The organism is Peptoniphilus genitalis, assembly GCF_023614525.1.
GTDB classification, from domain to species: Bacteria; Bacillota; Clostridia; order Tissierellales; family Peptoniphilaceae; genus Peptoniphilus_A; species Peptoniphilus_A genitalis.
The window spans coordinates 1,001,822-1,023,829 of record NZ_CP097885.1 but is presented as its reverse complement, the minus strand read 5'-3'; the positions used below and the strand labels follow the sequence as shown (position 1 = coordinate 1,023,829).

The following is a 22,008-nucleotide window of genomic DNA, read 5'->3' as shown; positions in this document are numbered from 1 at the left end:
TACTTTTTTTACTTAGCTGGGTCTTCTATTTCATTTGTCTCCCTAGAGATTATCGCCCTGTCCCCAGACTTTAAAAGTGTGTTGCCCCTTGGGACAATTATTTCTCCATTAGGTCTTTGCACCATTATTATAAGTTCATCTTTTCTTATGTGGAGGTCCTTTACCATCCTGCCTGCCCAAGGATGAGTCTCAGAAATTTTTATTTCATGGAGGTCCTCACCTGTGTAGTCGAAGTAAGTTTCTCCTCCAAGAACAAGTATGTCCCCATCCCTAAGATATGTGTTGCCCCTTGGGACTATACTCTTATGGTCTCTTTCTATCTTGGCGATTATAACGTTAAAGGCAAGTTCAATATCTGATATTTTTTTATTAACCCATGGAGAAATTTTTGTAACATGGGTCTTAATAAATCCAATGTCTGTCTTGTCTGAATAATAGTTAAAGGTCCTTAGGACTGTATCATCAGGGTCGTACATATCAACTTTTTTCGTTGCAAAGGGAAGAGCTGTTCCCTGGATGAGAAGTGAAAAAATACAAATTACAAAAACTATGTGGAAGATGTCTATGGATAGGCTCACTCCAGAGTTTACCACCATTATGGCAAAGGCAATGGCAGCTGCTCCCCTAAGTCCTGCCAGGGAAATTATTGCAAGTTGGTTTTTCTTCATCTTAAAGGGTGCCATTAGTCCAAAGACTGAAAGTGGCCTTGCTATTATTAGCATAAAGATTGCAAGTATAAAGCCTATAGGAAGGGCATCCACTATTAAGTGGATGTCTGATAAAAGTCCCAAGAGGAAGAACATGGCAATTTGAAAAATTGTTGAAAGGCCATCGAAGAAAAATACAATGTCTCTCTTCTTCTTGAACTCGTGGTTGCCAATATAAATTCCAAGAACGTAAAGTGCCAAGAATCCATTTCCGCCAAGGCTTTGAGTAAGGGCATAAGTTCCTATCATCAAGGTTGCAATGAATACTGAAAAAAGTCCATCTTCATCAAGGGATAATTTTTCTATAAGTTTCATAAAGACAAAGCCAGCAAAAATCCTCCAATTATGCCAAGGACAACTTGTTGCAAAATTATTATTGGAATGGAGACGCTATAGCCTGATAGAAGTGACAAGAAGACCATGGTCATGGTGTAGGCCGTGGGGTCGTTGGACCCACTTTCGATTTCAAGTAGGGATGCTGTCTTATATTTTAAGTTTAGGTTCTTTGATACAAGTATGTTTGATACAGAGGCATAGTCTGTCGATGCCACAACTGATCCAAGTAGCATTGACTCTAAGAAGTCAAACTTCAAGACATAGTGGCAGAAGGCTCCTGTTATCAAGGCTGTTGCAAGAACTCCAAGGCTGGCAAGTATAATTGATTCCCTTGCTCTCTCTCGGCCCATGTTCCAGTTGGTACCAAAGCCCCCATAAAAAATTATTATCATAAGTGCTATTGTTGCAATATTCTCTGAAATTTTATAATTGTTAAAGTCATAGCCTAGTCCCGAGAACAAAACTCCTAGAATCAAGAAAAGCAATAGGGCAGGCAGGCCCGACTTGTTGGATATTTTAGTGGCGATCATTGCCAGTAAAAGAATCACTGTTATTAGTAATAGATTCATAAGCTCTCCTCTTTCTAATTTGAAAAATCTATTTTTAAAAAGGAACTGCCCTGTGACAGTCCCCATTTAATGTGATTATAACATTTTTATCTAGTTAAAGCGTCAAATAATCTCAACCTTTTTCAAATTCTGTTTGCTGATTTAAAGATATAAAAGAGCACGCCAGTTAAAATATAAAATCCAATTAATACAAAGAAAAGTCTCTTGTTCTTAGTGAGGACTGCCATAATAAGAGTTAGGATAATTATAGCAATTGCTAGGACAATCTGCGCCATCCTAAGACCGTCATTTATTGCCCCCTCACTAACCCTTAGATAATTGTTGGCAAGGACAGAAACCATTATTAGGGTAACTAAAAAGATTATTATTTTTTCTAAAATTTTTAAAATTTTGTCCTTATTCATTTTCCCTCGCATAGGCTTCAATGCCTTCTCTTAAAATCCTCATACTCTTTCTAATATCGTCAACATTTAACACAAAGGCAAGTCTTACCATTTGTCTTCCTTCTTCCTTGTTCTTAAAGAAACCTGCAGCAGGTGCAAACATCAAAGTCTCTCCATCTATTTGGAAATTTTCGATTAGCCAAATTGCAAATTTTTCTGTGTCGTCAACAGGAAGCTTTGGCATGACATAAAAGGCTCCCTTTGGTTTTTCTACAGTAACTCCAGGAATTTTTATAAGTTCTTCGTAGATAACGTCACGTCTCTTTTGGTATTCCTTGTTCACTTCTTCAAGGTAAGAGGGGTCTATTCCATATAATTTTGCTGCTGCCTTTTGTTCAAGAGTTGGAGCAGCAAGTCTGCAGTTACAAAGTTTATTTATGGCATCCTTTATTTCTGGATTCTTTGATGCAATAGAACCAATTCTTGCCCCACAAGCTCCAAACCTCTTGGAGATGGAGTCAAGTAAAATTAAATTATCTTCAATTCCTTGGACTTCTCCAAAGGACTTATAGTCGTTGCCATCGTAGACAAATTCCCTATAAACTTCATCTGCAACTATATATAGGTCGTGTTTTTTTGCAAGCTCAACTATTCTCATAATTTCCTCTTCTGAGTAAAGAGCTCCTGTTGGATTAGTTGGGTTTGAAAGTAGGATTGCTACAGTCTTGTCATTTATGTGTTTTTCAATTTCTTCAATTTCTGGAAGGGCAAAACCTTCTTTTGGATCAGTCTTAAAGGCCTCAACTTCAATACCAAGTTGTTGGAAAACTGTCCTGTAGTTTGTGTAGAAGGGATCAGTTGTTAGAACTTGGTCTCCTTCGTCACAAATTGTTTGAAAGGTAAACACAAGGGCCTCGCTGGCACCATCAGTGATGTAGATGTCCTTGGCATCAAAATTTATTCCCCTGTTTTTGTAGTATTTAGCAGTCGCTTCCCTAAGTTCAATAAGTCCTTGGGCATGGGCATAAGGAAGAGGTCCCTTCTTTACATCTCTAAAGGTCTCAAAATAAACATCTGGCACTTCAATGTCTGGTGCCCCAATGTTTAATTCGTAAATTTTTATTCCCCTTGCCTTTGCAGCATCTGCATAGGGCGTCAACTTCCTAACTGCTGAATATTCTACTTCTTGAATTCTCTTTGATAATTTCATGTTTTCTCCCTTCAATCCCTCTATCTCATTGCCATCTTAAGTCTGGTCCAAAAAATTTAATTGGGACAAATTTTTGAAAAACTCTTGAAAAGACCCTGTCTGTGTAGGTCTCTGACAATTCCTTTGGCGACAAGTTTGTAGAAATTAATGTCTTCTTGCCACGTAAAAGTCTAGTATTTATTATGTTAAAAATCTCTGAAGCTGTAAAGGAATTTACAAACTCAATTCCCAAGTCATCAACTATTAAGAGGTCTGCCTCAAAATAAAGATTGTACTTGTCATCTTCTATATTTTTAAACTTTCTGTCTTCTATGGTCTTTAAAATCTCGTAGGCTGTTTGATAAATTACTATGACGTCGCTCTTTATAAGTTCTGCCGCAATGCAATTTAGAAGAAAGGTCTTGCCTTGACCTGTTGGTCCCCAAAGGAGGAGGTTTAAATCATTTTCTTCCTTGAAGTCCCTGATGTATTTTTTAGAAATCGCCAAAATATTTCTCATGTTTTCTCTTGGCGACATTTCATACTTTTCATAAACTTTTTCAGAAAAGACATTTAAGTCAAACTTGTCAAAGTTCTCCTTGTCTAGCATATAGGAAATTGAGGACATGTCGTATAATTCTGACACAATTAACTTCTTGAGGCAGTGGCACTTCTCGTCATCTTCATTTATGCCAGTGTCGTGGCAGTCCTTACAAGTATAAATTTCTTCTAGGTAATCTCTTGGATAGCCATTCTTTTCAAGATAGTCCATCTTTTGTATCTTTAAATTGTAAATTTTTTCTGATGCCTCAAGAGACTTGTCAGCATCTGGATTTGTTATCTGATCCATGGAGGCCCTAAGGGCAATGTCCCTTATTAGCCCATCAATTTGCCTAACTTCAGGAATTTTTTTATAAATTTCCTCTAGCCTTTTCTCGTGGACTACAGAATTTTTTCTCCTCAATTCTTCATAATAATTACTTATCTTTGCCGTCAGTTCCATAATCAACACCTAGCTTTTTAAAACCCTCTTTTTGTTTTCTCATGGCAACATCAAAGAGGTCATCTTCTGAATAATTTGCTGTTATTTGCTTAAAGTTGTGAAAAGCTGTGGGCTTTCTCTTCTTTTTCTTTTGATCCTTTTCTTCAACATCTTCAGGTGACTTTATATCCAAGTCCTTCCACTTCATGAGGATGGCATCAACATAATTGACATTGGGTTTGGAAATCTTCGAAGTCCTCTTGCAGGCCTCCAAGATTAAGTCTTTAGAAAATTTAAATTCATCAAACCAGGAGTTGATAATGTTAAAGTCAACTTGACTAAACTGCTTGTCCACTCCAATGTATCGCATGATTTTCTTGTACCTATAATATTTTATGTCGTGCTCAATGTAGGACTGCTCAACATCTTCCATGGTCCTGATGTTGTCTCTGGACCAGTTTCTCACAACTTGCTCTACATAGGAAATGTTGTAAATTCCCTTGATCTCTGTTGTGTAGAAAAAGGCCTCTTCAATTAAATCAGCTGGCATATTGTAAGCTGTGATCCAATTTATTATGTCGATTTTTTTCATAGGGGCAATGGGCTCTCTCATGAGGAACTCTGCCCTAGTAAGTAGGTTGGCATAGGTTGGGTTTGCCACAACTTCTGAATAACCCTTGTCCTTTTTCTTTTCCTCTGCCTTTAGGTTGTAGACATTTTTGATATAGAGTTCCTTAAGGTTTACAAACTTAAGCTTATCGTCTTCCATTTCAACTATGCCCATCTTCTTCCAATAGGCCCATGCCCTATTGACATCGGACTCAAGAATACCAAGATAATCGGCGAGCTTTTCGTTAGTAATATCAGTCCTATTTTCCTTGGCAAACTTATAACCCAAGAGATAAACTTTTACAAACTCGCCATTGGCTCCTGGCATAAAATCATTTATAAAAATATTCTCAATGGAAGTTTCTCCAAGGTCGTATTTATTATTTTCAAGTAAAAACATATTTCACCAATCTCTTTCCAGATCTAAGTCCATCTTTATAGCATAGTTAAAAGTCTTGTTTAAAATTATCTTAAAGGAAGACTTATTTTCATAAAAGTCAGGAAGGCTTTCATCATAGCTTCCATTGGGAAACTTCATGAGAAAGCTGTATCTCTTTTTAAAACCAAGCTCTTCATAAACCCTTATAGCCCTCTTGTTGTAGTGGGCTGCAAATAAAAATATTTTCTTGAAGCCTCTTTCCTTTAAGTAAGTGAGGAAGAGCTCAAGTATCCTTTTGCCAATCCCTTGGTTTATGTAATTGGGATCTAATACAATGCCAAGCTCTGCCTTCTTTAAAAATTTATTTATATTTTTAAGAGACAAGTAGCCAATAATTTTTTCATCGCTTTCGATTACAAAATATTCTGATAGGGGCCTTCTCGTCTTCCACTTAAACCACTCTATTATATCTTCTTCAGACTCTTCAATAAAATTATACTCCAAAAAAAGTGGCGATTCATGACGTCCCCAATTTCTAAAAGTAAAGACATCTCTTAAGTTCATCTTCCTAAAACTAAGGTCTGGATAATTTTCCATAAAGAGCCTCCTTTTATTATTATATACTATTTTAACTTGTCTATAAAGGAGTATAAGAATTTTCAAATTTATGAATAAGACTTATTCTCATTGTGCAAAAAGATAAATTACTTAATTTACATTGTTTAAATTTCTTTAAATTTTAAGCTTTTATGATAAAATAAAGTAAGGTTATTAATAAATTTTATACAATTCGTAACAGGAGAGAATTTTTATGAGAAAAAATGACAATTTAGATGAAATTGATGTTGAGATTCTTGAGCTCTTGAGAAAGAATGGACGCATGAGCCACGAAGACATTTCAAAAAAATTGAATCTAACAAGGCCTGCTATCCATAGAAGAATATATAAAATGGAAGACGCTGGTTACATCAAGGGCTACAAGGTCCTAGTTGATTGGCAAAAGATTGGCTACAACGTGGACACCTATGTCCTCTGCAAGGTCAACACCAACGACTTCAAGAGCCTTATCGCTAAGATAATGGGAATCCAAGATGAGAAATTTAAAATATTTGAATGCTACAGGGTCACAGGCGAACACTGTATCATGCTTAGGATTAAAACAATAAATACTTCAGACCTCACAAGGTTTTATGATATGATTTTAAAAATCGATGGTATACTTGATACTAAAACCCTTCTTATTCTATACTCCGAAAAGGGAAATGACGAAATTTTTACAAGGGTTGATACTGAATAGTTAACAAAGGATGATTTTATGGAAGAAAAAATACTAGTTGTAGACGACGAATCTGCAATCTCTGATATTATAAAGTTTAATTTTGAGAAGGAAGGCTACCTTGTTGAAACAGCTTGCAATGGCAAAGAAGCTATTGCTCTTGCAAAAGAAAATAATTACGACCTAATCCTTCTAGACATAATGATGCCAAAGCTAAATGGCTTTGAAGCTCTAAGGGAAATAAGAAAAACTTCTGATGTTCCTGTCATCATGCTGACAGCAAGAGAAGAAGAAGTTGATAAGGTCTTGGGTCTTGAGCTTGGAGCAGACGACTACGTTGTAAAACCCTTCTCTATGAGGGAGCTACTTGCAAGGGTCAAGGCCGTCCTAAGAAGGTTTGATAGCCCAGACAAGAAGGATGATTCATCTATCTTAAAGGTCATGGATCTTGAAATTGATTTAAACAAGTACCAAGTCCTAAGGGGCGATGAGGTAATTGAACTTACCCTACGTGAGTTTGAACTCTTAAAGTTCTTAGCTTCCTACCCAGGAAGGGTCTTCTCTAGGGAAGAGCTCCTTGAAGAGGTTTGGGAGTATGAATACTATGGCGACATAAGAACAGTTGATGTTACTGTTAGAAGACTCCGTGAAAAAATTGAAGATGAGAAAAAGGGTTTTAAATACATCAAGACTAAAAGGGGAGTTGGCTATTTCTTTGCATCAGATAACGGTGAAGCCTAATGAACCACTCCATTAAGTCTAGATTTATTTTAATTTATGTGGTCCTAGTTCTTATTTCCATGTTTATCGCATCTACCTTTATCATCGATAGACTGGAAAATGTCCAAATAGAAACTGCCACTTCCTCTATGGTTAAGACCATGGACACACTTGCCACAACAACATCGGCATTTTTTAAAGATAATAATTATAGAAATCTACCCCAGCTTGACGTAACGCTTAAAGACTGGGGTATTTCCAGTGAAGAAACTGCCTATGTAATTTCACCAGACAAGGCTCCAAAGATCCTTGCAAGCACGCAAAATATTTCTCCCAAGGAGGCTGAAGATGCCTACTCAGTGAAATTTATCGAGCCAAAGCTTGTTATGGATGCAGCAGGAGGCAAGACTCGCGAAAAAATTGTGGAGTACAAAAACCTAGGCGATGTGGAAAAACATATTGCAAGGCCAATCTTATCTGGCGATGGGGACATACTTGCCATAATTTATATGACCAGGAACCTAAATTCAATTTACTCCGTAATAGAGGACTCCAAGGTAATTATTACTTACGCAACTTTGATTTCTCTTTTGACAACTTCTATATTGGGATATTTTATTGCCAACTCCATCACTGGTCCCATCCGTACCCTCACTAAGAAGGCCAAGGCCCTTGCTAAGGGTAACTTTAATCAAAGCATTGAGGTCAAGAGCAAGGATGAAATTGGCGAGCTTGGTATGATGTTTAACTTCTTGACTAAGGAGCTCCGTGAGTCCATAGAAAAGATGGATCTGGAGAGGTCAAAGCTTGACACAATCTTTAACTACATGGCAGAAGGTGTCATTGCCATTGATAGGAAAAACAGACTTATCCATGCCAATTCCATTGCCAAGAAGATTTTAAATATTTCAGAGAAGGACTTTAACAGGGTCATCAACTTAAAGTCCATTAACCTATACAATATCGACTACAAAAATGAAGAGAGCCTCCGAGGAGAAGAGCTGACAAAAATTGCCAACTCCTTCTACAAGATCAAGTACGCACCCTACAAGTCCGATGCCTTTATTAACTCTGGGCTAATTATAGTTTTGCAAGACGTAGACAAGGAGCACATGTTAGACATTATGCGTAAGGAATTTGTTGCCAATGTCTCTCACGAGTTAAAGACGCCTATAACAACTATAAAGTCCTACACTGAGACCCTACTTGATAGCGACCTTGACAAGAAATCGCAAAGAAACTTCTTAAAGATTATCGACAGGGAAAACTCCAGGATGTCTAGAATTGTTACAGACCTCTTGTATCTTTCCAACATTGACTACAACAAGGACAATCTAACTTTATCAAGCATTGACACCTATGAGTTTATTGCCGAGGCCATAGAATCTCAATCAATCTTAATAGTTCAAAAAAATCACAAGATTGAATTAAATATTGATATGGATATAAAAGATATTTACGCAGACAGAAGCGGAGCAGATCAAATCCTTACAAACATTATTTCCAACGCCTGCAAGTACACACCTGAAAATGGGAAAATTGTTATTGATGCAACAAATAAGGGAGACCTTGTAGAGATTAAGGTAACTGACAATGGTATTGGAATCCCTAAGGAAGACCTGCCAAGGATAACTGAAAGATTTTACAGGGTTGAAAAGGGCAGGAGCAGGCAAATGGGTGGAACAGGTCTTGGTCTTTCCATTGCAAATGAGATGATAAAATCCTTTGGAGGCAGTCTAAAGGTTGATTCTGTCTTTGGAGAGGGAACTACTATTACCCTCCTCTTTAAAGCAAGCGAAGGTGATAACAATGATGAAGAACTTGCCTAAAGCAACGTCAACCTATATCCTCATAGGCCTAGTCCTCCTCTTGGTCTTTCAATCAAAAAACCTCTGGCTATCCTTTGACACAAAGTCTGAGGACCAGGTTAAGATTGGTGATGTAGATGAATTCTTGCAAGAAATTTTAACTCCCCAAAGGCTTATTGCAAACTTTGGCGAGAGAGACCACTACATGACTACAAACTTGGGCTCTTACTGGAAGATGACGGGAGAAAATATTTCTGAAAAGCTTCAAAAGGCAACCTCAGAAAACCTAAAACTAATTGACACAGAAGAGTACTTAAATCTTCAAAAGCAAAAGTCCTTAGTTTTTAAATTTAACTCACCTTTATCAGGTTCTGTTTTTGTGAACCTAATTGGGGACAAGAGAAACTCCAACGACATCAACCTAAGCGTGGACTCCATTTACATTTCCAGCCTTGGAGAAATTTATATCTCTGGTAGCAAGAATTTTTATAAGCTAGTAGATATTAAAGTTGACTTTGACATAAATGAAATTTTAGATGAAGTTAAGGTCAAGGGAATCCATGCAGTGAACTTCTACGAGGCCTATGGGATAAAGAAGGACATCTACATTCCTGACGAGGACTACCTATCCCTTCAAAAAGTTGCCTATGTCTCTGGCTTAAGCAAGCTTGAAGAAGGTATGAAGTCCAACTTGGCTGAGAGGTTTTTGGGCATCCCCATTGACTACATCAGGGAAATGTCCGTTGATGGAAAAAATACCTATGTCTATGAAAACGAATATCTATCACTTTCCAGCGACGGTATAATCGAGTACTCCCTTGAGTCCCTCTTTGACGTCAAGTCAAGAGACCTCAACAAGTCCCTTGATAGGGCTGTGGAATTTATTGCCCAAAAAACTGGCATAAGCTCTGGAATTTATCTTGAAAAAATTGAGCCTTGCGACTACAACGACAGTCTCGGCTACAGATTTTTCTTCAACTTAAAAGACGGTCAGATTCCCCTAGTTCTTCCTTCCAAGGACCACAGCTTTATTGAAATCGACGTCTACTCCGAGTATGTAAAAAATTATAGGGAATACTACATCCGTAAGGACGACAACCCAATTTATAAAAAGGAAAAAATTTCTATTGAAGGCATCCACAAGATTTTAAGGAAGAATAGGAGACACTTTAACAACAAGCCTGTCATGGAGATCCTATCTTCCATAGAAAACTTAAACCTTGTTTATTTAATTTTTTCTAGCGACGAGGCAGAAGAACCTACCCTAGTCTATGAAATGACATACATGGGTAACTTCTATTACTTTAATGTGGAAAATGGAAGTCTAATGATGGTGAGGTAATTATGGATTGGAATAGAATTAAAAAAATTTTAATAATTGCCCTTGTGATTGCCAACGTAGTCTTGTTTTGCTACAGCAACTACAACAAGTTTAAGATGAGAAACGAGTCCACAAGAATTGACTTTGTAAGAGAAGTAACAGCCCTCTTAAAAGAAAAAAATATAACTTTGGACACAAAGATCCCAAGAAGGAGAAGGAAACTCCCTTCAGTCCTAGTTGCCTTTGAAACTTCATCAGAAGAAGACATCAAAGAGAGATACTTTGGAGGCAAGGGAAGGGTGGAAAGACCAAGTACTGACCTGGCAGAGATTTCTCTAGGCGACGAATATATAAACCTCGTTAATGGTCGCAGGGTTTACTATGAAAATAGGAAGGCAGAAAACAAATACGACATCAAGAGCCTAGATGAAGCTCAAAAAATTGCCAAAAAGTTTTTGTTGGACAAGAAGTACGACACCAGGGACATCTACCTAAGCTATTACGACGAAAGTGATGGCGAGTACATCTTGAACTACACCAAGGTCTTTGAAAACATACCTGTAGAGTCCTCTTACACCAACTTTATCATCGACAAGAGGGGAGTCATGTCTATGGATAGGCTCTGGCTCAATGTCTTGGATAAGTCTGACCAGAAGATATACTTGTCGCCTGCCCCAAGGGCCCTCCTCTCCTTGTTAAATAAGACAGACTACTATGACAAGACCATAGAAAAGATCACTCCTTGCTTTTACTTTAACCCAGAAGACCAAGGTTACATCGAAGACATCACCCGTGCAGTAAACGGTCGTGCCATACCAGGCTGGAAGGTCAAATTTTCTGACGGGGAATACACAGTTCTATCCAACTATTAAGGATCCCTAAGCTTAACAATTTTAGGTACCTGTGTTACAATAAAAGTTGGAGGTTTTTATGAAATTTTGCTCTTTGGCAAGTGGCTCCAGTGGCAACTGCCAATACATTGAATATAAAAATACAAAAATTATTATAGATGCTGGACTATCTGGCAAAAAAATCGAAGAGAACTTAAAAAAGATAGGAGTAAACCCCTCTGATATTGATGCAGTCTTTGTAACTCATGAACACATAGACCACATCAAGGGAGTTGGTGTCCTATCAAGAAGGCACAACTTAAAAGTCTTTTCCAACATGATGACCCTTGATGCCATGCTCCCAACTGTGAAAAAGTTGGACCCAAAGAATACTTTTATCTTTGAAAATGGCAAAGCCTTCACCTTTAAGGACTTAGACATCATGCCCATATCCACCTTCCACGACTGTGCAAGTGGCTGCGGCTTTGTCATCAAGGGAGACAAAAAACTTTCTCTTCTCACAGATACAGGCTGGGTCAACCAAGAAGCCATGGAGAAAATGGATGGGTCAGACTTAATATATCTTGAGTCCAACCACGACGTGGACATGCTAATAAATGGGACCTACCCCTATCCAACAAAACAGAGGATCCTTTCTACTAAGGGCCACCTCTCAAACGAAAATGCAGGCGAAGTTCTTGCTATGATATTAAAAAAGAAACAAGAACAGGTAATCCTAGGTCACTTGTCTACAGACAACAACTTGCCAGACCTAGCACTTAAGACAATAAATGACTTGCTTGCATCAGAACATAAAAAGGAAAACACAGACTACACCATAGATGTGGCTCCAAGATCGGACCCATCAAAAGTCTTTGAACTTTAATAAACAAGGGAGGAAAAATTTGAACATACTACTTACAAATGATGACGGAATAAATGCTGAGGGCATAGAAGTCCTTGCCAAGGCTCTCCTAAAGGAAGGCCACAAAGTAACAATTGCAGCACCAAATGTTGAGAACTCTGGCAAGTCCCACGCCATTACTTTTAAGAGTCCACTTATGGTCCAAGAAACAAAACTAGAAGGCCTAGAAGATGTAAAAAGTCTTTGCGTCTATGGGACACCTGCTGACTGCGTAAGAGCAGCAGTCCACCTACTAGATGAAAAATTCGACTTCTGCTTCTCAGGAATAAACTCTGGCTTTAACGCAGCTACAAATGTCCTCTACTCAGGCACAGTTTCAGCAGCCATCGAAGCCAACCTATTTAACATACCTGCCATAGCAGTCTCATCTCAATGGGTAAAGGGTCACTCAAAGTTTGACACAGGAGCAAGAGTTGCAATGGAAGTCTTTAACAAACTCGACGACTTTAAAAGACTCCAAGTCCTAAATATTAATGTCCCTTACCTTGACTATGAAGAATTAAAAGGGATAGAAGTTTGTAAGGTTGGTGCCGATGTCATGTCAATCTATGACATCTCCGAAGAAGGAGAAGGCTACAACATGAGACTAAAGGGCTTTCCAAAGGACAACAACGAAAAGGATTCAGACATCCACTTCTTAGGTCAAGGCTACGCAACAGTGAGCCCACTCTTGTACGATGTAACTAACCTAACTCTTATAAATGAGTTAAGCCAAATGTTAAAGTAAAAATCTGAGAGGAAAAACGTGAACTATAAATTTACCTTACTATTTCTAATCTTATTAATCTTTGGAATATTTTTTAGAACAATAATGTAAATAAAGAATTTAAAAAGTCCTCGTGACTTTTTATTTTTTTGATATAATCAAATAAAGAGGTGATGAATTTGAAAAAATTATATATTTTTTTGGGCCTAGTTCTAATCCTTTGCGGCTGTCAAAATAAAAGAATAGATAGTCTCTACAACTACAAGACAGACTTTGTCGGCGACAACTCAAAGGTCTCACACATAGTTTCAAACCAAGACTATCCCAAGGGCTTCCAAGTGGGCGCCATTGAAATACTTTCAAGCAAGTCACCCTATGGACTTAAAATATTTGTGAAGGACACCACTAGCATCAATAGAGAAGACCTCTTCATCAATGCCATTGAGAGCTTTGCCCTAATAGGCAACCTCGACAGGATCTATTATGTAGAAAGTGGCAGAGACTTTGAGGCAGAAAAAAATAAAGAACTAAAGGACAAGATCTTCATCTTCTACAGGAAGGAGATAGAAGAAATCCTAGAAGAAAAAAACACAAGCCTAGAAGCAATATCAAAGGACAGAGAAAGCTTCGAGGACTTTGTAAATAATTGGAATAAATAAAAGAGAAGGTTGTAGTAGTAACTACATAAGACCTTCTCTTTTTTGTGCTTCTTTTACTTTGATTTACCTTCTTATTTTTATTAAATATAGTTTTTCATCTAAACTCATTAATTATCAAATAGTTTTTTGTCATCAATACTTTTTCATAAAAATCTTCTTAGACAAAATTTGATAACCCTTAATTAACTCTCCTATCCATAATTAATTCCTAAAAATTTTTATTACATTAGAAAAAATTTTTTATAAGCTTATCAGATATCCTTGATAGTTTATTCAACTAAGCTCAATAAAAATCATAAAATTTTATTAAGGCATTCACAGAGATCTTAAAGCAAAACAAGATTAAGAAAACAAAAAATAAAAAAGAGAAGGACTAAGCCTTCTCTCTTTACTTATCTAGGATTTCTTTGGAAGTTCTTTTGAACAATCTTAAGATCACTAGTGTCAATATTAAATTGGTTCTTGTCTTCCTTAACCCAGTGAGCAATGTAACGGTCTTTTCTATCTAAGAAAGTGTTACTTGCACAAAGAATATCTTCATATGCCCACATAGATGTATTAACATCCTTGTAAGTTACAAGACTCAAGTTGTTCTTGCCAATGTAAGTCTTGTCGACAATTCGCTTAAAGGCCTTGTTAGATACAGCTGCAACTTCTTGTCTTGGGATAAACTCGTCTCCCTTATAAGTTGCAAGCCCATCAGTGTAAATCTTTAGCCAACCTTCATTGAAAGCAGCTTGGATTTCGGCCTTAGCCCAGTGATTATCACTTAAGTTCATATTGTTGCCACTAGCATCGCCAAGTTCTTGGAACCTCTTAAGAGTTGCAATCCATTCGTTCCTTGTAATCTTAGCTTGTGGCTTAAAGTTTCCATCATCATAACCAGCAAATACCTTTGCTTCAGTTACAATCTTAACAGCCCTAGTGTACCAAGCTTCTCCAACGTCCTTGTAAGAAATCTTGAAGTTAGGATTGTACTTGTAGCCATCCTCAACTAATGCGTTGGCAAGAATTTGCGCAGCCTCAGCACGAGTAAGACCATCATTAGGTCTGAAGTAACCATTAAAGCCTTGCATGTATCTTACTTCTTTGAAGTAGTTGTCAGAAACAGGTACAGGAACCTTAACAATCTTTTCTTGAATAATAGTTTCGTACCTTACTTCAGGATACATTGGTATAGGTCCGCCTGGATAAGATGGATAATCAGGTCCACCTGGATAACCTGGTTCTGGTGTTGGTGGTATATTCTTATCTTGAACAATTACATCAATTCTTACAGTCACACTTGTTCCATCTTTATAAGTTACCTTTATAGTTGCAAAACTTTCTCCTCTCATACTAACATCTGGTTTATTGACAATTTCAATATCAGCAATTTCTTTTCCAAGAGGTGGAGTTATTTTTTCAAGGTACTTATCCTTAGTAGGTTGTACATCCACATCTGTTATTACATATTTAACATTTGGTTGTGGAACAATTGGAGCAGCTTCTCTAACATATATTGCTGTGATTGTAGTTTCCCTTGTAAATGTTCCAGTCAAAGGTTTATTCCATCGAGAGAATTTCCAATTATCTTTTTTAAGGTCATCTTTAACTTCTGGTTCGCTCGCAGGAATTTTAACAACTTTTTCAGGATTTACCCAGAATGTTTGAGTTTGTTGTTCCCCTGGTTGAAGTTTTGCTTTATCTGTCTTATCAACTATAACTTTTACATAATTGTCTGGAACAGCTGGTTTGTTTTCTCCATCTTTTTGTTCGACTACATCACCAATTACATTGTACTTAACGGGAACTTCCTTAGTTTCACCATTTGGATAAGTTATTTTAATAGTTGTTTCCTTATCTTTTCCTGGTGTTTTAGTGTCAGGTTCTTTTCCTTTAACAAATTCAATTTTAGTTCCTGATGGCAAGTTATCTTTGTTATTAGGATCATCATCGTTATATGGATTTTCGATAAAATCTTTTGGTAATGGATTTGATCCTTGTGGTATCCATTGATTGTTCTTGCCTTTTGCTTCTACATTTTTACCAAATTCATAAGTTGCAATTATTTTAGATTCCTTGGCAGTGAACGTATCTTTAATTTCTTTGCCATAAGTTTTTTCCGGAGTTCCTTCTAATTGCCATTTAACAAAGTTGTTTTTCTTAGTTACTCCATCAATTATTTCTGTTTTTCCAGTAGGAGCAAGTATGTCTGGTATTGTAACTTCTACACCTGGTTTAACCCAGAATACTTTTGTAAACTTAGTATTGTCTGTTGCCTTATCTGTTGTGTCAACTGTTACCTTAACATAAGATTCAGGTACAAGTGGCTTGTCATTTCCTACTTGTGGAACTACATTGTCAACAACAGTAATTGGAACTTCAACAACAACAGTCTTACCATTAGGATATTTAACTTCAACTTTTGCAGTAGCCTTTCCAGGATTATTTACATCAGGTGTACCGTCATCAGTGTATTTGAAAGTTGTTCCTTCTGGTAATGGATCATTTTCACTTCCAGGAACGTTCTTAATCAAATCTTCTGGTTTTGGTGTATCGCCTTTTGCTATTACTAGGTCTCTCTTTGGCACTGGTGCAGGTATCAAGTCTCCCAAACCAACTTTTTTAAGATACTTAGCTGTAATTTCTGTATCTTGAGTAAATTTACCATTGATATTTTCATTAGCCCAAGAAGCTACTGTACCTTTTGTAACTGTCCAACCATTGAAAACGTAAGTGTATTCAATACCACCAACTGTTTCATTCTTACCTTCTGGTTTGTTTGTTATTGTAACATTTTTTGCCTTAGGATTTACAAAGTAAACTTTTTCTGTTGGATCTGTTGCCTTATCTGTTGGAATAAGTTTTACAGTTACATAGCCTTCTGGTTTTTTAGTGTTTTCGTCAATTTTTTCTACTATATCTTCTGTCTTTGTAAAGTTAAAAGTAAATTCAGTTTCTTTAGCAGTGAATGTTGCTTTTAATTTTTTAGTTTCGCTTGTGTCCCAATCTCCGCTAATATATCCAACATCTGGTTTCTTTGTAATATTACCAGCTGATTCTGTCATATCAACTTCAACTTCTGGTGATACATAGTAAACTAGGTCGCCTGATAAGCTTCCGCCTTCGCCTGCCTTAAAGATTATTTTTACATAATTATCAAGTGCTTTTTCAGGCTTTTCTCCATTTGGTCCAGCTGGAATGATATTTTCGTGTACTTCAACTGGTATTACAACTGGATCGTCATTTGTTCCTTGTGTAGTACCGTCTTTGTATTTAACGATAACTTTTGCTGGTGTATCGCCAACTGTATTGCCATCTGGTTTAGAAATAACTTCTATTGATGCAATTTCTTTACCTTCTTGTGGTGTGATTTGTTTAATTAAATCGTCATTAGTAATTTCTTTGCCTTGTGGTGTATCTAGTTTAGTAGTCTTTAATGGATTTTCAATTTTTCCTGGTTGAATTGATTTTTTATAAGCAGCTTCGATTACTGTTACTTTGTCCGTATATTTATGGCTAGCTAATTCAATTTTTTCTACTGGATTAACTTTAGTTAAACTATCGTCTGCTTCACCAGTTTGAACTTTTTGCCATTCTTTAAAGATATAGTTAACAGTTTTTTCTCCAAGGCCATCAATTGTAACTTTTTGATTTTCCTTACCTGTTGGTTCTGTAACTGGTATTGTTACTTCCTTAGTTGGGTTAACCCAGAATGTTTGTGTTGATTCACTTGTAGCCTTGTCTGTTGTCTTAACAATAACTTTTACGAAGTTGTCTGGAACTTTTGGTTTGTCTTCGCCTTGTTTTTGTTCTACTACGTCCTTGGCAAATTTTGGTGAAATTACTGTGTCTTCTGTAAACTTGTGACGTTTAGCGAAGTCATAAACTCCATTTTCATTTTGAGCATCTTTATCTGCTGTCCACTTTAAGAAGTCAGTCTTATCCTTGTCATCTTGTGACCACTCAATTTCAGGAATATTAACCCAAGCTTTTGGATTAACATAGTAAACCTTAACATCTTTATTTGTATTCTTTTCAGTAGGTTGAACTGTAACTTTTACATAGTTACCAGTTACGTCTTTCAATCCGCCGTCTTTAGCGTCTTTTCCTTCAGCTTCTGTTAAGAATAGTGGCTTGTCGCCTTCCTTGTTAAGGGCTTCGTAGACATTTTTGTAAACTGTAATCGGTATAGTTAGCTCTTGTGGCTCTTTGCCGTCTTTGAAAGTAACTTTAGCCTTGACATTCACTGTGCGAACAAGTTCATCCTTGTCGGCAGCTTTCTTTTCAGTTACTAAGTCATATACTTGATCATTGGTTGTTATTTCTTTTTCAATTCCATCTTCACCAGTGTAGAATAGTTTTATTTCAGTTCCTGCTGGAAGATCTTTGACTTGGTCTTTTTCTTTCCATACTAATTGTGCTTTTAATTGATCAATTGTTGGAGCAAAATTATTTGTCCAAGTACCCTTTGGATCTTTAAAGGCTTCTGTTCTTACTAGGCCTGTTGCGCTTAGGCCTGACCATTCAAAGTATGCAGTGAAAGTGTGGTTTTCGTTGATAATTGTGTTTTTATTTAATAGTGGATCCTTGTCCCACTTAGTAAATTTCTTGCCAGTATCTGGTGTGATATAGTACTTGTCAGCAGCTTTTTCTTCACCATCCTTAAGTTCTTGTGGAACTGGAAGTAGATCAGATTTAAGTCCTTCTATTACATCGTAGTGTAATTCTTTTACAGGTTTTCCGGCCTTGTCAGTGAACGATCCACCGTTTTCGGCTTTGAATGTCACTCTTACATAACCTTCTGGTGGTTCTTTATCTCCTGGAACTTCGATTACTCTTACGTCCTTATAATAGAAGGTAATTTCATCTGACTTTGTGCCGTTGATTCCTAAGAATTCATTTGTATCTTCATCTACATCAAAGAATAGTTGTTGTTGTGGAGCACTTACAAGTTTCCAGCCTGGTATTTGTCTATAGTTTCTTGCGTCAAAGTGACGGTTACCATTTTCAACTAATTCTTGGTCTATAATCTTTCCATTTGCTGGATCGTCTTTAAATCTTTCATCTATATAGTTAACCTTATACTCACGAGTTCTAAATGGCTTGTAGAAGAATTTAAAGACATTGTCTTTTACTTTAGGATTATCTTCTAGCTTATTAGTTTCTGTATTTAGAATCTGTGCAGGTTCAACACGGAATTGTTGGAAGAAGGTGTTATCAGCCTTTACTCGGTCGTTATAACCTTTGTAAATACTATAAACGTCTGAAGTATCCTTGTGAGCTTCAAGCTCTTCATTAGTTGCCAAGATATATTTGTCATCTTGCTTGTCACCTGTTGTAGCAACTAAATAGTTAGCACGTTTGTCTTCTAGTATATCTGGGTCTGGATTTTGGCTTATATTTGTATCTAGCTTAAAGTCCTTGTCCAAGAAATAATGTTCAACTTTAACGTCTACTCTATTGTTGGGAACCCAAATTGCCTTTAGATAGACTGGCGCAACTACATCGTTACCAAAGGAGTAAAGCTCTGGAACTTTATAAGTGTCTCTATAGCTTGTGTCTTGCTCGTTAGTATAGTCGCCTGTTGTGGCATCTTTCTTGTAACGAATGACTTCCCAACCCATAAAGTCGTAGCCCTTCCTTGTAGGCTTGTTCTTCGGCTCTACAAGTTTTTGTCTTTGAATAACTGTAAAGATTTGCTTATCGCCATCGTTTTTTTCTTTTTGCGCAAAAGTTTTAGTCTTTTCTTGACCAATGTCGCCTTCTTGTATTGTTTTGCGCTCTGTAGTTAAATTTTCTTCTTTAATATTTCTTAAGTTTCCACCGTTCGGATCGAAAGTTACCTTCCATTGATAATCAGGTTCGCCCCACTTAGCATATAGGTTTACTGGATGAGAAGGCATCTTCTCGCCTCCGTTATCCCTGATAAGCTTAGTGCCAGCAGGGTCTAATGCCCAGCCCTTGAAGACCATTTGATCTGAAAGGTTTTCCGGACGCTTAACTTTTAACTTGCCATCTTTAGGATCTGTAAAAACAAGGTCAGTAAGGTTTAATTCTTGTAACTTTTCCGGATTATCCAATATGTTTTTCGGATTTCCTGTTTTGTAGCTTTCTTCCGTATCCGCATCAGGGCTTAGAGCCTTTAGAGGAAACTCGTAGAAGGTATCTATTGAGTTAGTTGTTCCAAACTCACTATCGCCCTTAATCTTTGATGGGTCGTAGTTAAACCTTAGTGGATACTTATTACGAGTGTATTCAAATTTAAGGTAGCCATTTGTGCCAAATCCGTCCCATCCGTCAGGGTCGCCCCAGTCATCGGCATTATTAAAGAAGGCCTTAATAAATTTCATCTCACCTACAGGGCGTGCTCCATACATATCTGTATAGGTCTTATCAGGGAATGGTGTTACATCTGCACGCTCATCGTTTTTAGCATCTATGCCATCCGAATCAAGATATTCCGGTGTTTCATTTCCTCTCTTGCCAGTAAAGCCTTGAACCTTAGGGTAACTAGGCGAATAAGTTTTGGCATTTGTATCTGCCTTATACCTGTATAGGTCGTAGCGAATAATTGTTTCTCCGTCCTTAAAGCCGTCCATCCAAAAGTCCATGTGGTGAGGCATGGAGTCTTTAGCTTGTTTTATACCAAAGGATAGAATTTTATAATCGTACCACTTTAAATCTATGCTTGTTCCATCACCCTTATCTATCTTTTTCGTATAGCCTCCCAAGTTATCGTAGTTTGCCATGTCCAGGAATTCATCGGCATTTAATCTATAAGGAGGTGTGTCTAAGTGAGTAGGCCAACTTGGATTACTGTAGTTTGGTCCCCAGCCAAAGGATTGCATGCCTTCGCTAAAGCCTTTAGTTTGCATTGCGTCGTTTGGCCAGCCTAGCATTAGCTGGTTGAATCTTGCCTTGTAATGGTATGGATTGCCAGGGCCGCCTAATTTCACTTGCTCCTCTTTAGCTTTATCATATCCCCAAATTTCAGGATAAAAGGTGTTTTCAGCAGGTAGAGCATTCGACTTGGTGAAGTAGAGGTCGTATTCTTGTCTATCGTAGTAAATATTGTAGACAGTCTTACCTGTTGCATCCACAGACTTAACTAAGTTTACATTTGAAGGGTCCGTATTTTGTTCATGAGTTAAGGCTTGGTTGTATACATAGAATTTATTTAGATAAAGATCTTTGCCACGATTAAATGTTGCGTTAGCCCATATCTTGGCTAGACGAGCTTTGTCTAAATCCGGAAAGACTATGTCTTTTACAGACACGTTATCTAAGTTCGGTCTAAAGCCTGTTGGCTCGTCATTATAGACACGAGTGCCTATATAGTCGTACTTATCTAAAAGAGATGCATCATCAGCATGGTCTGCCTTTTCTGCCCAGAATTGTACTGCATAGTCAGCCTTTTCCTTGTCCTTCCACACAGCTGTGAAAGTAACTTTGCTTGCTGGCATAACCAAATTAGCATCAAGATTTTTGATAGGAGAGCCAGTGCCAACTGAAATTATTTCATTTGCCTTAAATGTTCTTTCAACACCATTTAAAGTGCCCTTTAAATCAACAGATGGTTTCCAGCCTTGGAACTCTCCGCCGACTTTTGTAGGAAAAGATTCATCGGCAATTTTAGGAATCACTTGTCCGTAGTAAAGGGTACGAGCCGGAAGTTCTGATCCGCCTGCAGTGTCGAAAACTACATCGTAGTGTGCACGGTTGTAACGGTATTCCAAGATAAAGTTCGTAGCGTTTTCTGGAACTTTCATTGTGATAGAGTCAGCTTCTGGAACAAAGCCTTTTCTTTGAGGATCATTTTCATTCAAGGGACTGACTTCCATGGTAGATCCAGTGTTGCCGTTTTGAGATGTGAAAAGTGCAGTTTTATCCCCAACGCTTCCATCTGGATTTGTGTATTTACTAAAGTCTTCTAGGTTTTGGAAGACGTGTTTGATTTTTATTTTGTTGGACTTGGCCTTGTATTTAAAGTCTTTGTTAGCTTGGTATCTTATGCCATTAGTATCATTACCTGTTTTATTATTACCATTTGCAGCGTTTTTTACTGTATCGTAGTCGATTTTATAATCGTCATCTGGCTTTTCGTAGCCTGTAAGATCTGGAAGTTTAACTGTTTGCTTGACCTTATCTTTTTCTGCTTGCGTAGCTCCTGCACCTACACTTGCAATGTATGGTTGGTAGTTAACCTCATACTTCTCACCTCTTTGGACCTTGTAGTCTGTCCTTAGGGTGTAGATAGCTGGCTGGTCGGGATTTTTTATTAAATCCGATGCCGTCTTACCTTTATCAGGCTTTGCAACCTTAAGCGGTGGGTCATCTTTGTTAATAATTTCTGGCTTATCCTTTGTTAAGTCATCAAAATTAACTTGGGCAAAGGCTTGTAGTGGGACTGACACTAGCATTAATATTGCTAAGAAAAATGTCGTTGTCCTCTTTAAATAATTTTTCATTTTTTTCTCCTTCCTATATTTTCTCAATGAAAAATTTTTTGTTTCTAATTTATTATAAAAACGTTTTATACCTGTATTATACAACAGAACTATACTTTTTGATATATATATAAGAATAAATTTAATTATATTTGCCAAAAGTATTGTTTTGTTATA

At 37.2% G+C, this 22,008-nt stretch carries 14 protein-coding genes and 1 pseudogene; 8 read left to right on the top strand and 7 right to left on the bottom strand.

Going from position 1 to position 22,008, the window contains the following annotated elements; all coding sequences use genetic code 11:
- Positions 1-8: 8 nt before the first annotated feature.
- The 6 genes and pseudogenes from M9426_RS04870 to M9426_RS04845 all read right to left on the bottom strand — a co-directional run bounded on the left by M9426_RS04870 (position 9) and on the right by M9426_RS04845 (position 5,751).
- Positions 9-1,612: pseudogene (locus M9426_RS04870) on the bottom strand (potassium/proton antiporter).
- 122 nt (positions 1,613-1,734) lie between these two features.
- Positions 1,735-2,016 (bottom strand): hypothetical protein, encoded by a 282-nt coding sequence (locus M9426_RS04865; protein ID WP_250341496.1) that lies wholly within the window; start codon positions 2,014-2,016, stop codon positions 1,735-1,737.
- Positions 2,009-3,205, bottom strand: coding sequence for a pyridoxal phosphate-dependent aminotransferase (locus M9426_RS04860; RefSeq protein WP_250341495.1), 1,197 nt, complete (start codon positions 3,203-3,205; stop codon positions 2,009-2,011). Before M9426_RS04860 ends, M9426_RS04865 begins: the two co-directional genes overlap by 8 nt.
- Positions 3,206-3,230: 25 nt before the next feature.
- On the bottom strand, positions 3,231-4,187 hold the full coding sequence (locus M9426_RS04855) for an ATP-binding protein (RefSeq protein WP_060800487.1): 957 nt from the start codon (positions 4,185-4,187) through the stop codon (positions 3,231-3,233).
- Positions 4,162-5,175: a DnaD domain protein gene (locus tag M9426_RS04850; RefSeq protein WP_060800486.1), complete on the bottom strand. Its 1,014-nt coding sequence runs from the start codon at positions 5,173-5,175 to the stop codon at positions 4,162-4,164. The genes M9426_RS04855 and M9426_RS04850 overlap by 26 nt, the downstream gene beginning before the upstream one ends.
- A 3-nt stretch (positions 5,176-5,178) precedes the next feature.
- Positions 5,179-5,751, bottom strand: coding sequence for a GNAT family N-acetyltransferase (locus tag M9426_RS04845; RefSeq protein WP_250341494.1), 573 nt, complete (start codon positions 5,749-5,751; stop codon positions 5,179-5,181).
- Between the two features lie 214 nt (positions 5,752-5,965).
- Between M9426_RS04845 and M9426_RS04840 the strand changes: the two genes are divergently transcribed.
- From M9426_RS04840 to M9426_RS04805, 8 genes are all read left to right on the top strand, one after another.
- A complete protein-coding gene (locus M9426_RS04840; RefSeq protein ID WP_005955134.1) occupies positions 5,966-6,451 on the top strand; it encodes an Lrp/AsnC family transcriptional regulator in 486 nt (161 codons plus the stop codon).
- An 18-nt stretch (positions 6,452-6,469) separates the two neighbouring features.
- Entirely contained in the window at positions 6,470-7,171 is a 702-nt protein-coding gene (locus M9426_RS04835) for a response regulator transcription factor (protein ID WP_005955155.1), read from the top strand.
- Positions 7,171-8,979, top strand: coding sequence for a HAMP domain-containing sensor histidine kinase (locus M9426_RS04830; protein ID WP_250341493.1), 1,809 nt, complete (start codon positions 7,171-7,173; stop codon positions 8,977-8,979). Before M9426_RS04835 ends, M9426_RS04830 begins: the two co-directional genes overlap by 1 nt.
- Positions 8,960-10,300 (top strand): hypothetical protein, encoded by a 1,341-nt coding sequence (locus tag M9426_RS04825; RefSeq protein WP_250341492.1) that lies wholly within the window; start codon positions 8,960-8,962, stop codon positions 10,298-10,300. Before M9426_RS04830 ends, M9426_RS04825 begins: the two co-directional genes overlap by 20 nt.
- Before the next feature lie 2 nt (positions 10,301-10,302).
- Entirely contained in the window at positions 10,303-11,151 is an 849-nt protein-coding gene (locus M9426_RS04820; protein ID WP_250341491.1) for a two-component system regulatory protein YycI, read from the top strand.
- Between the two features lie 58 nt (positions 11,152-11,209).
- Entirely contained in the window at positions 11,210-11,995 is a 786-nt protein-coding gene (locus M9426_RS04815; protein ID WP_148464972.1) for an MBL fold metallo-hydrolase, read from the top strand.
- Positions 11,996-12,014: 19 nt separating this feature from the next.
- A complete protein-coding gene (gene surE, locus M9426_RS04810) occupies positions 12,015-12,761 on the top strand; it encodes a 5'/3'-nucleotidase SurE (RefSeq protein ID WP_250341490.1) in 747 nt (248 codons plus the stop codon).
- A 158-nt stretch (positions 12,762-12,919) separates the two neighbouring features.
- Positions 12,920-13,399 (top strand): DUF4825 domain-containing protein, encoded by a 480-nt coding sequence (locus M9426_RS04805; protein WP_250341489.1) that lies wholly within the window; start codon positions 12,920-12,922, stop codon positions 13,397-13,399.
- Between the two features lie 392 nt (positions 13,400-13,791).
- Here M9426_RS04805 and M9426_RS04800 read toward each other — a convergent pair whose 3' ends face one another.
- A complete protein-coding gene (locus M9426_RS04800) occupies positions 13,792-21,852 on the bottom strand; it encodes a Rib/alpha-like domain-containing protein (RefSeq protein WP_250341488.1) in 8,061 nt (2,686 codons plus the stop codon).
- Positions 21,853-22,008 lie beyond the last annotated feature (156 nt).